Below are 13,589 nucleotides of genomic sequence, written 5' to 3'. Positions count from 1 at the left end.
CTAGATGGGCGGCGTCACGGTGTGACGGTGTTCCTGCCGGGCGCCCAGGACGGCGCACTAGTGTTTCACGGATGGCGAGTCCAGACCCGAGCCCGCTTGCGATGGCGCGCTATCACGGTGATCAGGCCGCCACGCCGGGCATGCTGGACTTCGCGGTCAACGTCCGTCACGGTCAGCCACCGCACTGGCTGATCGAGCGGCTGGCCGCGCGGCTGCCGGACCTGGCGCGCTACCCCAGCTCCGAGGATCTGCACCGGGCGCAGGACGCGGTCGCGCGGCGGCACGGCCGGGCCCGCGACGAGGTGCTGCCGCTGGCCGGGGGCGCCGAAGGGTTCGCGTTGTTGCCCAACCTGCGGCCGGCGCTGGCCGCGCTGATCGCGCCGTCGTTCACCGAGCCGGCCGTCGCGCTGGCCGCGGCCGGCGTGCCGGTGCACCACGTCGTCGTCGAAGCGCCGTTCGGCCTCGACGGCGCTGGCGTGCCCCCGGACGCCGACCTCGTCGTGGTGGGCAATCCGACCAACCCGACCGGGGTGCTGCACCGCCGCGAACAGCTGCTCGCGTTGCGGCGGCCCGGACGGATCCTGGTGGTCGACGAGGCGTTCGCCGATTCGATTCCGGGCGAGCCGGAGTCGCTCGCCGCTGATGCGCCGGGCGATGTGCTGGTGCTGCGCAGTCTGACCAAGACCTGGGCGCTGGCCGGATTGCGGGTGGGCTATGCGCTGGGCGCCCCAGAGGTGTTGGCGCGGTTGACCGCCCGGCGCGCGCACTGGCCGGTGGGCACACTGCAACTGGCGGCCATCGACGCCTGCTGTGCCGCGGATGCGGTGGCCGATGCGCAAGCCGACGCCGCGCGGCTGGTGTCCGTGCGCACCGAGATGGTGGCCGCTCTGACGGCGCTGGGCGCCGACGTGGTCGATGGCCGGGCGCCGTTTGTGCTGTTCCGCATCCCGGATGCTGTTCGGATACGAAACAGTCTGCACGACAAGGGGATTGCCGTGCGCCGCGGTGACACGTTCGTCGGCCTCGACCAGTGCTATCTGCGAGCCGCGGTGCGCCCGGAGTGGCCGCTGCTGGTCCAGGCGATCTCGGAGTCCATGCCGGTCTCGCAGAGTGGGGGGCGACGGTGAGTGCACGGCTATCCGACGTGATCGAGGTCCTGGACGAGGCCTACCCGCCCCGGCTTGCCCAATCGTGGGATTCGGTTGGCCTGGTCTGTGGCGATCCCGACGACGTGCTGGATTCGGTGACGATCGCCGTCGATGCGACGCCGGAGGTCGTCGACGAGGTTCCCGAAGCGGGCCTGCTGCTGGCTCATCACCCGCTGCTGTTGCGCGGGGTCGACACGGTCGCCGCCAACACGCCCAAGGGCGCGCTGGTGCACCGGCTGATCCGAAGCGGGCGTTCGCTGTTCACCGCGCACACCAACGCCGACTCGGCATCGCCCGGGGTTTCCGATGCGCTCGCAGACGCTCTTGGTCTCACCGTCGAGGCCGTGCTCGAACCGCTGTCAGGGCCTAGTGATCTCGACAAGTGGGTGATCTACGTGCCGCGCGCGAACGCAGAAGCGGTGCAGGCGGCCGTGTTCGACGCCGGTGCCGGCCATATCGGCAACTACTCGCACTGCAGCTGGTGCGTCAGCGGGATCGGGCAGTTCCTGCCGCACGACGGGGCCACACCCGCGGTGGGCAGCGTCGGGACCGTCGAGCGTTTGGACGAAGACCGGTTCGAGGTCGTGGCACCCGCGCGGGCCCGGGCGGCCGTGTTGGCCGCGATGCGCGCCGCCCACCCGTACGAAGAGCCGGCATTCGACATCCTCGCTTTGGTGCCCGCGCCCGGCGATACCGGATTGGGCCGTATCGGAACGCTGGCGCAACCCGAATCGTTGCGCGCCTTCGTGTCCCGCGTCGGTGCCGCGTTGCCGCAGACGTCCTGGGGCGTGCGCGCCGCCGGCGACCCCGACGGGGTCGTGTCACGGGTCGCGGTGTGCGGCGGCGCCGGAGATTCGCTGCTGAGCCTCGTTGCCCGCGCCGACGTCCAGGTCTATGTGACCGCCGACCTGCGCCACCATCCGGCCGACGAGCATCGCCGGGCTTCGGAGGTGGCGCTGATCGACGTCGCACATTGGGCCAGCGAATTCCCCTGGTGCACACAAGCCGCCGAGGTGCTGCGGTCCCGATTCGGTGGGGACCTGCCGGTGCACGTGTCCACCACTCGCACCGACCCGTGGAATCTCGGCCAGCAAGCATGTGGAGATCAATCATGAAAGCCGAAGTAGCACAGCAACGTTCGCTCTTGGAGTTGTCAGAGCTGGACGCCGAGCTGTCCCGGATCGCGCATCGGGCCACCCGGCTGCCGCAGCGGGAGGCGATCGAGCGGATGCGCCGCGAACACGACGCGGCCAATGACCGGCTGGGCGCGGCACGAATTGCGTTGGAGGACTTTGACACTCAGATCTCACGCTACGAGTCGGAAATCGCGGCGGTGCGCCAGCGCGAAGATCGCGACCGGTCGTTGCTGGAGTCGGGAGCCACCGACGCCAAGCAGTTGTCGGATCTGCAGCACGAACTGGAAACTCTGACGCGCCGTCAGGGCAGCCTGGAAGATTCGCTGCTGGAAGTCATGGAACGTCGTGAGGAGTTGCAGGCCCAGATGACCGCCGAGCAGGACGCGATGGAGGCACTGCAGGCCGAGCTGGCCGGCGCGCAGCAGGGCCTCGACGCCGCCCTGGCCGAAATCGACCAGACCCGCCAGGCCCACGCGTCGCAACGGGACCGGCTGGCCGCGGCGCTGGATCCCGACTTGTCCGCCCTCTACGAGCGGCAGCGCGCCGGCGGCGGACCGGGTGCCGGCCCGCTGCTCGGGCATCGATGCGGCGCGTGCCGGATCGAGATCGACCGGGGAGAGCTGGCCCGTATCTCGGCGGCCGCCGACGACGACGTGGTGCGCTGCCCGGAATGTGGCGCGATCCTGTTGCGGGTCAAGGGGCCCGGCCAGTGAAGGTTGTCATCGAAGCCGACGGCGGGTCGCGCGGCAATCCCGGGCCGGCCGGCTACGGCGCGGTGGTGCACGACGAGGATCGCGGCACGGTGCTGGCCGAAAGCAAGCAGGCCATCGGCCGGGCGACCAACAACGTCGCCGAATACCGCGGGCTGATAGCCGGTTTGGAAGACGCCGTCAAGCTCGGTTCCCGTGAGGCCGACGTCTTCATGGATTCCAAGCTCGTGGTGGAGCAGATGTCCGGGCGGTGGAAAGTCAAGCACCCCGACCTGATTGAGTTGCACGCCCAGGCCCGAAAGCTCGCGGCGCGCTTCGACCGGATCAGCTACACGTGGATTCCGCGCGAACGCAACAAACACGCCGACCGGCTGGCCAATGAAGCGATGGACGCCGCGGCCGAGGTCAGCGCCGAGATCTCCGAGCCGCGGGTCTCCGAGCCGGTGCCGACCGAGCCCGCGATAGCCCCGGGTGCGAAATCCGCTGCGACGCAACCATCGTCGCCACCGGGCTGGACCGGAGCGCGTGGTACCCCGACCAGGCTGCTGTTGTTGCGCCACGGGCAGACCGCGCTGTCGGTGCAGCGGCGCTATTCCGGGCGCGGTAATCCGGAACTGACCGACTTGGGCCGCCGGCAGGCCCAAGCGGCGGCACGGTATCTGGCCGAGCGGGGGGGCATCGCCGCGGTGATCTCCTCGCCACTGCAGCGTGCCTACGACACCGCGTCCGCGGCGGCCAAGGCGCTGGGCCTGGACGTGACCGTGGACGACGACCTGATCGAAACCGACTTCGGTGGCTGGGAGGGGCTGACGTTCGCCGAGGCCGCCGAACGCGATCCCGAATTACACACCCGCTGGCTGCGCGACACCAGCACGGAGCCGCCGGGCGGCGAGAGCTTCGATGCCGCGCTCGAACGGGTGTACCAGGCGCGGGAGCGCATCCTGGCCACCCATCCTGGCGCCACGGTGCTGGTCGTCTCGCACGTCACGCCGATCAAGATGTTGCTGCGCCTGGCGCTGGATGCCGGACCCGAGATCCTGTACAGATTGCACCTTGACCTGGCATCCTTGAGCATCGCTGAGTTCTATTCGGATGGGGCATCTTCGGTGCGACTCGTGAATCAGACCGGCTACCTTTAGCCGCTAGGAGTAGTCCATGCCGCCGGATCAACCACCCGACGAATTGCCGGACGCCGTTCCGGCAGAGATCCGGGCGCAGGTGATGCCGGCGGTGCTCGACGAGTTGGCCCGCTGGGGCGTCGAGCGATTCAGCATCGAGGCGCTGGCCGAGCGCCATCGCATCGAGGCGGAAATGATTTACCGCCACTGGGGCGATCGTCAACGGCTGATCGTCGATGCGGCGCTCGCTGATCTCGAGACCTGGGGTGACGTGCCGGATACGGGCTCGTTGCATGGGGACCTGGAAGCATTGGCCATCAGCGTCGCCAAGCGCGTCAACACCGAAGTGGGCCGCGCATTCTTGCGGGCGTTGGTAATGGGGCCGCGTGGGCGTCACGACGAAGAAACCCGAATGATGTTCTGGCGGGCTCGTTTCGCGGTGGTGCGCCGGATAATCGACAGGGCCAGGCGGCGCGGCGAACTCCGCGACGGAATCACCACGGTGGCTGCCACCCAGATCCTCCTGGCGCCGATTAACATTCGCGCACTGTACTCCGACGCTCCGATCGAAAAGGAATACTGCGCGGCGATCGTCGACATGGTCTACCACGCGATTGCCCGCGATTAGGCATTGAGCGTGCATCCTGGGTGGCCGGGGCGCACACTCCTAGCCGTCAGCGCGACAGCGTGATCGCTTGCTCAGGGCAGTTTTTCTCCCCGACGGCGGCCTGCTCTTCCAGCGCACCCGAGACGTCCTCGACGAGCACCACGCAATGGCCGACGTCGTCGGCGTCGAAGACCTCGGGCGCCAGGCTGTAGCAGCGTCCGTGCCCGGTGCACAGGTCGGGGTCGACGGACACCCGGCTCATGACACTTCGAAGACCAGCGGTAGCGACTCCACCGATCTCAGTGCGGCCGTGTACGTCAGCTGGGTCCCCGGTTTGATCTCGTAATCCGGTATGCGCCGGTGGAATTCGCGTAAGGCAACCCGCAGCTCCATGCGGGCCAGGTGAGATCCGAGGCAGCGGTGCGGCCCACCGCCGAACGCGCGGTGCCGGTTCGGATTGCGATTGAAGTCCACCACCTCGGGGTTGGGGAATTCGGCGGGGTCGGTGTTGGCGGCGCCGAGCAACGGGCTGACCCGCTCACCCTTGCTGATCGGGCATCCGCCCACCTCGACGTCTTGCATGGCAACCCGAGCAACACCGGGAACCGGTGTCTCCCAACGCAATAACTCTTCGATTGCATGGGGGAGAACGTCGGGTTGCTCGACGAGTTGGTGTCGGTGGTCGGGATGGCGGGCCAGGTAGACGAAGAAACAGTCCAGCGAGTCGGTGACCGTGTCCAGGCCCGCGATCAGGAACAGGAAACAGATGTCGAGCACCTCCTCGCGCGACAACGCCCGACCACCCTCGCTGTCCACCTTCGCGTTGATCAGCGCCGACAGTACGTCGTCGCGTGGGCTGGCGATGTGGTCGTCGATGGCACGGTCGAAGTATTCGTAGATCTGTTGTGCCACGGGCGCTGAACTCTCGTGGCGGCGGTCGAACCCGGAGTCGCCCTCCGGTCGGATCACGCCGTCCTTCCATTCCAGGAATTTGTCGAGGTCTTCCAATGGCAGGCCGAGCAACTGCAGGAACACGGTACAGGGCAGGGGCACCGCGAACTCTTCGTGGAAGTCGCATTCGCCCCGCCCGGCGAAGCGGTCGATCATCTCGTTGACCAGCTCCGTGACGCGTGGTTCACGCCGGGCCATCTCGCGCGGGGTGAACAGCGGGTCGAGGACACGGCGGTACTTCGCGTGCTCGGGCGGATCGACTTGCAACGGAATCAGCGGTCGAATGTTGCCGAGGTTGACCGCGTCCATATTCGACGAGAACAGCTCGGTGTGCTTCAGCGCCATCTCGATGTCGGCCAGGCGGCTGAGCACCACCGCCTGCTCCGACCGGAATACCGGGTTCGATTCGCGCAACACCTTGTACATGGGTTGCGGCTCCGCGAGGCCCGTGACCGACTGGTCGACGAATCCTTGGGCTTCTGTCATGCGGTCAGCGTGGCACCAACTTCTTATTTAAGCAATGATGGGAAAAATTGGGCAATAGCCAGGCTCCGGCGATCGGCCGCCCGCACCGCCGTTGTGCCGCTGGCCAGGAGATTAACCAGCGAGTACCGTGTTCGTGCGGACGAGTTGGCTGGGCGGCCGCGGCTCGCGCTGACGAGTCGAGGAAAGTCCGGACTTCACAGAGCAGGGTGATTGCTAACAGCAATCCGAGGCGACTCGCGGGAAAGTGCCACAGAAAACAAACCGCCACCCTCGCGGTGGTAAGGGTGAAACGGTGCGGTAAGAGCGCACCAGCATCCCGGGTGACCGGGGTGGCTAGGCAAACCCCACCCGAAGCAAGGTCAAGAAGGCCGCACCGAAAGGTGCGGCCGCGCAGGCGATTGAGGGTAGCTCGCCCGAGCCTGCGGGTAGGCCGCTCGAGGCACCCGGCAACGGAGTGTCCAGATGGATGGTCGCCGCCGTGCCGCCGTTGCTTATGCCGCGGCGGTGGGGAACAGAATCCGGCTTACAGGCCAACTCGCCCGCCTTTAGTCAGCGCTAGTCAGCGCGCTTTTTTCACCGACTTGTCGAGCTTGCGCAGCGCCTCGTCGAGCTGCTGGCGGCAGCTCTCGGCCAGATCGGACTCCTGCTGGTACAGCAGACCGTAGGTGAAGGTGTCCTCGCCCGCGGCGTGCGCGGCATCGGCCTGCTGCAGCAGGTGGTCGCGGCTGACCACGCTGTCTTGATGATCGCCGAGCAACGTTTGGATGGCCTTGGCCTGCTTGGAGACGTCCTCCGCCCCGGTCGCCGCCGCCGTGTAGCGAAGTCGCTTGGCGCGCTTACGAATTACGTGCAGCGCCTCGTCGCGATCGTGCTCTTCGTCGTCATCGTGGTCCTCGTCGGCCCCGGCGGCGACCTGCTCCTCGTGCGCTTGGGCGGCCTGGTCCGCTTCGGCGGCCGCCTTGGCGGCCTTGCGCACCTTCTTGTACGCGGCGTCGATGGTGACCGGCGCCGGTTGTTCTCCGGTAGCGGTCGTCGGGCGTTGGGCCACTATCGAATCGAGCGCGTCGAGCAGCCGGAAGTAGCGCTGCGACCGCATCGCGATCAGCGACCGCCGCAGCCCCGACTGGTAGCGGCGCTTGGCGCCCTCGACCAGGCGTTCGCGCACCGGTCCACGCACCAACTCCGGCGAGAGCCGGTCCAGCTCCTGCTCGTAGCGCTGCGCGAGCACCTCGGCATCGCGTGCCACGCCCAAGATTCCGGCGAGCTCGCGCAGTTCGTCGAGGACCCAGGCGTGGGTGTCGTCGGACAATCCCGCCTGGGCGTCCTTGAGCAGGCTGCGGATCTTGCGGGTGGTGACCCGCATCTGGTGCACGGAGTCGAAGACGTCGGCGCGCACCGCGCGGTCCCACACCACCAGCTCGTCGATTTGCTCGGCGATCGCCCGCCGCACCGGATCTTCGGGTGGTTCAGACCCGTTGGTCGGCACCGGGGTGCCGAGGACTCGCGCCAGCTTGGACGCATGATTTGCGGGTTCGCCGCCGGCGTCCAGTAACCGGTTGCTCAACCGGCTCAGCAGCTCGGTGTCGGTCGCCCCACGCGATTCGTCGAGCTCGAGTTCCCACTCGCGCCACTCCTGGACGACGGGCTCCGCGTCGGGGCTGTCTGTCGCATTGGCCGACCAGGCGCGGACGTGGTCGTTGCTGAACTCCGCGAACGGCGCGCCCTCGTTGCTGTACAGCACCTGGCTTTCACGTTGAGTCGTGATCCTGGCAACGGGTCGCAGCGGCCGGTCGCGGACGATGGCGAGCACCACGTCCAGCAGTTCGCCGGGCACGGTGTCGTCGTCCGCGGAGCCCAGGGGCATGCGGATCTCGGTGCGGGCGTCGGGCCCGGCCGGCAACTTGAGGTGCCAGCCGGCATCGTGGCCGCCGGTGCGGCGACGCAGTGTGATCTTGTTGCGGGCGAGGTCCTGCGTCTGCGTGTCGAAGTACATCGCGTCCAGCGATTGCGTCGGCAACTTCTCTACCCGGGCCACCGTCGCGATGCCTTCGAACGACGGCGTGACCGTCGAATCGAGGACGTCGAACTTGCGCTCGACCTCCAGATGGCGCGAGGTTTCTGGCATTTTTGCGGCTCCGTAGGAGGGCGCGCCGACGCGGCATTACACGGTCATCGACGCTCGTAAATGGTTACCCATAGGGTGCCACACCACTCTTGCACCGCCCGCAGAGATCGTTGCTGCGGCGTGTCCGCGACCGCTGACCCGGGCGGACGTATTCGACCGCCGGGCGATCGACTACGGCGGCGGGGGAGGCGGCGGAGTGTCCTCCGGCATCGGTGCGTAATCCGCCGGCGGCGGCACGTAGCGCTGGATCGCGTCGCCGACGTTGGCGCAACCGCTGACCGACACACGTCGGCCCACCCCGACACAGACCGTGGCTTGCGCCTGCCCGGCGGATCCCGTCGCGACAACGATTCCGGGAATTGGCATCATCGCCAACACTGCCAGCAGTGTGGCGATCCAGCGGCGCCGATTCATTTCGCAAGCATATCGGCCCCGGCGGCCACCGCGGCGGGTTTTGCTTCTTTGCCACCTGAATGGATTTGGTCCATGGAATCGCCGAAACCGCCTATGGTTTGCGTGCGGGTAAGTATCGGATACCTGATGGAGGAGCTAACGATGGTGTTTTTCGCTCTCGCCACTTCGCGCGCGGTCATCGGCGGAATTGCTGCCGGCGCTATCGGCGGTGCAATGCTTTTGGCCGCCGTGGGCTCGGCTCAAGCGGACCCGGAGCCCGGGCCGCCGCCACCGAACTGCACGGCGGCCGATCTCGCCCAGGTCTCGTCGGGCGTTGCGGCCGCGACCTCGGTGTATCTGTTCAGCCACCCGGACGTCAACGCGTACTTCACCAGCCTGAAAGGCCAGCCGCGCAGCGAGATTGGCGATCAAATCAAGCAGTACATGGACGCCAACCCGCAGGCACACGCCGACCTCGAAGCAATTCGGCAGCCGCTGACCGACTTCAAGAGTCGATGCCAAATGCAGTAGCTCAGAAGCAGTGTTCGTCGGCGGGAAAAACTCCGCCGGCCACTTCTTGCGCGTATTGAGTCGCGGCCCGGCGCAATTCGTCGCCGACGTTCGCGAATCGCTTGACGAATCGTGCTGACTTGCCGCTGCTCATTCCGGCCATGTCCTGCCAGACCAGCACCTGCGCGTCGCAGTTCGGGCCGGCGCCGATCCCAACGGTCGGGATGGTCAGCTTGCCGGTGATCTGGGTGGCCAATTCGGCGGGCACCATTTCCATCACGACGGAGAATGCGCCGGCTTCGGCCACGGCGATCGCATCGTGCACGGTCTGCTCGGCCGCGTCGCCGCGGCCCTGCACCTTGAAGCCGCCCAGGCTGTTGACGCTCTGCGGCGTGAAGCCGATGTGGGCCATCACCGGAATGCCGGCCGCGGTCAGGCAGGCGATCTGCTCGGCCACCCGCTCGCCGCCCTCGAGCTTGACGGCGTGCGCGCCGCCTTCCTTCATGAAGCGGGTGGCGCTGGCCAGCGCCGCGGCGGGCCCGGCCTCGTAGCTGCCGAACGGCAGGTCGGCGACGACCAGGGCGTGTGGTGCGCCCCGGACAACCCCGCGGACCAGCGGGATCAGCTCGTCGATGGAGACCGGCACCGTGGTGTCGTAGCCGTACACGACGTTGGCCGCCGAGTCGCCGACCAGCAGGACCGGAATGCCGGCCTCGTCGAAAACGCGGGCGGTCGAATAGTCGTAGGCCGTGAGCATGGCCCACTTGTGGCCTTCGGCCTTCATTTTTTGTAAGTGATGGGTGCGGATTTTGGTTCGGGGCGCTTTGGACGCTTCACCCGCCGCGTTTGCACCGTAAACGTTGTGCTCAGACATCATTGTCCCTAAATGGTGGTCGGGTCGATCCTCGTGGCCTTTCAAAGGTCCCCGGGTTCGTCTGACCGTCGCTATTCTGCCATCTCTGAGGGGCAGTTGCACCGTCGCGGCAGTGTGAGACGTGCCATTCCGCACGCCGGCGTGACCCGCAGTGACCCGGAGTGACCCGGAGCGACCCGGAGTGACCCTGCATAACGACTGGTAGCCGACCTGCCGCGGCCGCACACGAAAGTCTCAGGTTCTCTCTGGCACCATGTGTTGGCATGAGTCTGACTCGCCGCGACAGGTTCGCGCGCATGCTTGCGGTCTCGACAGCGATCGCTGCCGTGACGCTGCTGCTGGGGGGCTGCGTACGCGTTGTCGCCGGACATCCGCTGATGGCGGGTCCCAAATTGGGGCAGCCGGTGGAGTGGACGCCGTGTCGCGTTGTCAGCGGATCGGTGAAGCTTCCCGGCGGCGCGATGTGCGGCAAGCTCGCCGTGCCGGTCGACTACGACCACCCGGGCGGCCCCAACGCCGAGGTCGCGACGCTGGCGATGATTCGTTTCCCGGCGACAGGCGACAAGCTCGGCTCGCTGGTGATCAACCCCGGCGGGCCCGGCGAATCCGGCATCGAGGCCGCGCTCGGCGTCGTCCAGTCGTTGCCCAAGCGGGTCCGCGAGCGGTTCGACCTGGTCGGGTTCGACCCGCGCGGCGTGGGGTCGTCGCGCCCGGCGATCTGGTGTAACTCCGATGCCGACAACGACCGGCTGCGCACCGAGCCGAACGTCGACTACAGCCCGGCCGGCGTCTCGCACATGGAGGACGAGACCAAGCAGTTCGTCGGCCGGTGCGTCGACAAGATGGGCAAAGACTTTCTGGCCAACGTCGGGACCGTCAACGTCGCCAAGGATCTGGACGCCATCCGCACGGCCCTCGGCGACGACAAACTGACCTACCTGGGCTACTCATACGGCACCCGGATCGGGGCGGCGTACGCCGAGGCCTTCCCGCACAACGTGCGGGCGATGATCCTCGACGGCGCCGTCGACCCCAACGCCGACCCGATCGAGGCCGATCTGCGGCAGGCCAAGGGATTCCAGGACGCGTTCAAGGATTACGCCGCCGACTGCGCCAAGCAGGCGAACTGCCCGCTGGGTACCGATGCGGCCAAGGCCGTCGACGTCTACCACAGCCTGATCGATCCGATGGTCGACCCGAACAATGAACTTGTTGGCAGGCCGATCCCGACCAAGGACCCGCGCGGGTTGAGCTACAGCGACGCCGTCGTGGGCACGATCATGGCGCTGTATTCGCCGACGCTGTGGCACCACCTCACCGACGGTCTGCGGGAGTTGACCGACAACCACGGCGACACGATGCTGGCCCTGGCCGACATGTACATGCGTCGCGACCAGAAGGGGCACTACACTAACGCCACCGACGCGCGGGTCGCGATCAACTGCGTCGACCAGCCACCAATTACCGACCGCGCCAAGGTAATTGACGAAGATCGCCGCTCCCGCGAGATCGCCCCGTTCATGAGCTATGGCACGTTCACCGGTGACGCTCCGCTGGGGACCTGCGCGTTCTGGCCGGTGCCGCCCACCAGCAAGCCGCATTCGGTCTCTGCGCCGGGCCTCGCCCCGACCGTAGTGGTGTCAACCACACACGATCCGGCGACGCCGTACAAGGCCGGCGTCGATCTGGCCAACCAGCTGCGCGGCTCGTTGCTCACCTTCGACGGCACTCAGCACACGGTCGTGTTCCAGGGCGACAGTTGCGTCGACGATTACGTGACGGCGTATCTGATCGGCGGCACCACCCCGCCGAGCGGGGCGAAGTGTTAGTGGCACCCGAAAGCTGATTCGCCGTGGCGACGCGCCGTCCCCGAGACCAAGGCGTGACCGATTCGCGCCGTCACAGGTACCGAAGGCTGCGACGATTGACAGCCATGTCGCGCCTGAGATCGCTGAGCTCGGTGCTGCTGTCGTTAGGCCTCTTGGTTGCCGTCCAACCTGCTCTGCCCATGGCCGGCGCAACGCCGGAACCCGGGGCCGGCCAGACGCCGAACCCGGCGCCGCCGGCCGCGGCGTCGCCGCCGAACTGGGGTAGTTGCAGCCAAGTTCTGACCGACAGCAGCGACGTTCCGACCGCACAGTGCACCACCGTGTCGGTCCCGATCGATTACAACAATCCCACTGGGGCACAAGCGAAGTTGGCCGTGATTCGGGTGCCGGCGACCGGTCAGCGGATCGGGTCGCTGTTGGTCAATCCGGGCGGACCCGGTGGGTCGGCCGTGGACATGGTCGCCGGGATGGCGCCGGATCTGCAGAACAGTGACATCACCCGCCACTTCGATCTGGTCGGGTTCGATCCGCGCGGCGTCGGGCACTCCACGCCCGCGCTGCGCTGCCGCACCGACGCCGAGTTTGACGCCTACCGAACCGAACCGATGGTCGACTACAGCCCGACGGGCGTGGCGCACATCGAGCAGATTTACCGGCAATTGGCCCAGGAATGTGTGAGCCGGATGGGCAAAGACTTCTTGGCCAACGCCGGCACCGCGTCCGTCGCGCGCGACATGGATATGGTGCGTCAGGCCCTGGGCGACGAGCAGATCAACTATCTCGGCTTCAGCTACGGCACCGAGCTGGGCACCATGTACCTCGAGCACTTCGCCGACCACGTGCGGACGATGGTGCTCGACGGTGCCATCGACCCGACCGTCGACCCGATCCAGGAAAACATCAGCCAGACCGCGGGATTCCAAACGGCTTTCAACGACTACGCCGCGGACTGCGCTCGCTCGCCGGCGTGTCCGCTGGGCACCGACCCGGCCCAGTTCGTCAACCGCTACCAGGCACTGATCGACCCGCTCGTCGCCAAGCCGGGGCGCACTTCGGACCCGCGCGGCCTGAGCTATGCCGACGCGACCACCGGCACGATCAATGCCCTTTACACCCCGCAGCATTGGAAGTACCTGACGAGTGGTCTGCTCGGGTTGCAGCGCGGCAGCGACGCGGGCGACCTGCTACTGCTCGCCGACGACTACCAGGGCCGCGACAAGCAGGGGCACTACGACAACGACCAAGACGCGTTCAACGCGATCCGCTGTGTCGATGCGCCGGCGCCGACGGATCCCTCGGCCTGGATTGCCGCCGACCAACAGATCCGCCAGGCCGCGCCATTCCTCAGCTACGGGCAGTTCACCGGCAACGCCCCGCGCGATCTGTGCGGACTGTGGCCCGTGCCGGCGACATCCGCTCCGCACGCTGCTCCGGCGATGCCGCCCGGCAAGGTCGTCGTGGTCTCCACCACGCACGATCCGGCAACTCCGTATCAGGCGGGCGTGAGCTTGGCCCGCCAGCTAGATGCGCCGCTGATCACCTTCGACGGGACGCAGCACACCGCGGTATTCGGTGGGAACCAATGCGTGGATAGCGCTGTCATGCACTATTTCGTAACGGGGACACCGCCACCGGCATTGCATTGCCGACCCTGAGCCGACCGACGAATCGGGGACCCTGAGCGTCCTGCAACCCCCCGGTG

13 protein-coding genes and 1 other RNA gene are annotated in these 13,589 nt (G+C 67.3%); 9 read left to right on the top strand and 5 right to left on the bottom strand.

Going from position 1 to position 13,589, the window contains the following annotated elements; all coding sequences use genetic code 11:
* The first annotated feature begins 71 nt into the window (after positions 1 to 71).
* Genes cobC through MJO58_RS16710 form a run of 5 tightly spaced genes read left to right on the top strand, consistent with a single transcriptional unit; the run spans position 72 to position 4,740 of the window.
* Positions 72 to 1,127: an Rv2231c family histidinol phosphate aminotransferase CobC gene (gene cobC, locus MJO58_RS16730; RefSeq protein WP_090603489.1), complete on the top strand. Its 1,056-nt coding sequence runs from the start codon at positions 72 to 74 to the stop codon at positions 1,125 to 1,127.
* A complete protein-coding gene (locus tag MJO58_RS16725) occupies positions 1,124 to 2,263 on the top strand; it encodes a Nif3-like dinuclear metal center hexameric protein (RefSeq protein ID WP_090603487.1) in 1,140 nt (379 codons plus the stop codon). The genes cobC and MJO58_RS16725 overlap by 4 nt, the downstream gene beginning before the upstream one ends.
* A complete protein-coding gene (locus MJO58_RS16720; protein ID WP_090603485.1) occupies positions 2,260 to 2,997 on the top strand; it encodes a zinc ribbon domain-containing protein in 738 nt (245 codons plus the stop codon). Before MJO58_RS16725 ends, MJO58_RS16720 begins: the two co-directional genes overlap by 4 nt.
* Positions 2,994 to 4,133 (top strand): bifunctional RNase H/acid phosphatase, encoded by a 1,140-nt coding sequence (locus MJO58_RS16715; protein WP_090603483.1) that lies wholly within the window; start codon positions 2,994 to 2,996, stop codon positions 4,131 to 4,133. The genes MJO58_RS16720 and MJO58_RS16715 overlap by 4 nt, the downstream gene beginning before the upstream one ends.
* Positions 4,134 to 4,149: 16 nt before the next feature.
* On the top strand, positions 4,150 to 4,740 hold the full coding sequence (locus MJO58_RS16710; RefSeq protein WP_090603481.1) for a TetR-like C-terminal domain-containing protein: 591 nt from the start codon (positions 4,150 to 4,152) through the stop codon (positions 4,738 to 4,740).
* Positions 4,741 to 4,786: 46 nt separating this feature from the next.
* On the opposite strand, the gene MJO58_RS16705 is transcribed toward MJO58_RS16710, so the two are convergent.
* Entirely contained in the window at positions 4,787 to 4,981 is a 195-nt protein-coding gene (locus MJO58_RS16705) for a ferredoxin (protein ID WP_090603479.1), read from the bottom strand.
* Positions 4,978 to 6,156: a cytochrome P450 gene (locus MJO58_RS16700; RefSeq protein WP_090603476.1), complete on the bottom strand. Its 1,179-nt coding sequence runs from the start codon at positions 6,154 to 6,156 to the stop codon at positions 4,978 to 4,980. The genes MJO58_RS16705 and MJO58_RS16700 overlap by 4 nt, the downstream gene beginning before the upstream one ends.
* Positions 6,157 to 6,296: 140 nt before the next feature.
* Between MJO58_RS16700 and rnpB the strand changes: the two genes are divergently transcribed.
* Positions 6,297 to 6,698: RNase P RNA component class A (gene rnpB, locus MJO58_RS16695), an RNA gene on the top strand.
* A 17-nt stretch (positions 6,699 to 6,715) separates the two neighbouring features.
* Here the strand turns inward: rnpB and MJO58_RS16690 are convergent.
* Together MJO58_RS16690 and MJO58_RS16685 are read right to left on the bottom strand one after the other, a co-directional pair.
* Positions 6,716 to 8,281 carry a CYTH and CHAD domain-containing protein gene (locus tag MJO58_RS16690; protein ID WP_090603475.1) on the bottom strand — a complete coding sequence of 522 codons (1,566 nt, stop codon included), beginning with the start codon at positions 8,279 to 8,281 and terminating at the stop codon, positions 6,716 to 6,718.
* A gap of 171 nt (positions 8,282 to 8,452) precedes the next feature.
* Positions 8,453 to 8,695, bottom strand: a complete 243-nt coding sequence (locus MJO58_RS16685; protein WP_239720101.1) for a hypothetical protein — start codon at positions 8,693 to 8,695, stop codon at positions 8,453 to 8,455.
* A gap of 141 nt (positions 8,696 to 8,836) precedes the next feature.
* Here MJO58_RS16685 and MJO58_RS16680 point away from each other — a divergent pair, with 141 nt between their 5' ends.
* On the top strand, positions 8,837 to 9,205 hold the full coding sequence (locus MJO58_RS16680) for a heme-binding protein (protein ID WP_175364451.1): 369 nt from the start codon (positions 8,837 to 8,839) through the stop codon (positions 9,203 to 9,205).
* 1 nt (position 9,206) lies between these two features.
* Here the strand turns inward: MJO58_RS16680 and panB are convergent, their stop codons facing one another.
* Positions 9,207 to 10,058 (bottom strand): 3-methyl-2-oxobutanoate hydroxymethyltransferase, encoded by an 852-nt coding sequence (gene panB / locus MJO58_RS16675; RefSeq protein WP_090609224.1) that lies wholly within the window; start codon positions 10,056 to 10,058, stop codon positions 9,207 to 9,209.
* 263 nt (positions 10,059 to 10,321) lie between these two features.
* Between panB and MJO58_RS16670 the strand changes: the two genes are divergently transcribed.
* Together MJO58_RS16670 and MJO58_RS16665 are read left to right on the top strand one after the other, a co-directional pair.
* A complete protein-coding gene (locus MJO58_RS16670; RefSeq protein ID WP_090603471.1) occupies positions 10,322 to 11,887 on the top strand; it encodes an alpha/beta hydrolase in 1,566 nt (521 codons plus the stop codon).
* A 95-nt stretch (positions 11,888 to 11,982) separates the two neighbouring features.
* The gene (locus tag MJO58_RS16665; protein ID WP_090603469.1) at positions 11,983 to 13,542 is read left to right on the top strand and encodes an alpha/beta hydrolase; all 1,560 of its coding nucleotides are present in this window, start codon (positions 11,983 to 11,985) and stop codon (positions 13,540 to 13,542) included.
* Positions 13,543 to 13,589 lie beyond the last annotated feature (47 nt).

This window comes from Mycobacterium lentiflavum, from assembly GCF_022374895.2.
Taxonomy (GTDB): Bacteria; Actinomycetota; Actinomycetes; order Mycobacteriales; family Mycobacteriaceae; genus Mycobacterium; species Mycobacterium lentiflavum.
Note: the sequence above shows the minus strand (reverse complement) of the source record. Positions and strands in the feature narration are given on the sequence as shown.

Bases quoted from the DNA above. Each gene is read 5' to 3' on its own strand.
- cobC (WP_090603489.1), top strand. From the start codon at position 72: ATGGCGAGTCCAGACCCGAGCCCGCTTGCGATGGCGCGCTATCACGGT.
- MJO58_RS16720 (WP_090603485.1), top strand. From the start codon at position 2,260: ATGAAAGCCGAAGTAGCACAGCAACGTTCGCTCTTGGAGTTGTCAGAG.
- MJO58_RS16710 (WP_090603481.1), top strand. From the start codon at position 4,150: ATGCCGCCGGATCAACCACCCGACGAATTGCCGGACGCCGTTCCGGCA.
- MJO58_RS16705 (WP_090603479.1), bottom strand. From the start codon at position 4,981: ATGAGCCGGGTGTCCGTCGACCCCGACCTGTGCACCGGGCACGGACGC.
- MJO58_RS16700 (WP_090603476.1), bottom strand. From the start codon at position 6,156: ATGACAGAAGCCCAAGGATTCGTCGACCAGTCGGTCACGGGCCTCGCG.
- MJO58_RS16690 (WP_090603475.1), bottom strand. From the start codon at position 8,281: ATGCCAGAAACCTCGCGCCATCTGGAGGTCGAGCGCAAGTTCGACGTC.
- MJO58_RS16685 (WP_239720101.1), bottom strand. From the start codon at position 8,695: ATGAATCGGCGCCGCTGGATCGCCACACTGCTGGCAGTGTTGGCGATG.
- MJO58_RS16680 (WP_175364451.1), top strand. From the start codon at position 8,837: ATGGTGTTTTTCGCTCTCGCCACTTCGCGCGCGGTCATCGGCGGAATT.
- panB (WP_090609224.1), bottom strand. From the start codon at position 10,058: ATGTCTGAGCACAACGTTTACGGTGCAAACGCGGCGGGTGAAGCGTCC.
- MJO58_RS16670 (WP_090603471.1), top strand. From the start codon at position 10,322: ATGAGTCTGACTCGCCGCGACAGGTTCGCGCGCATGCTTGCGGTCTCG.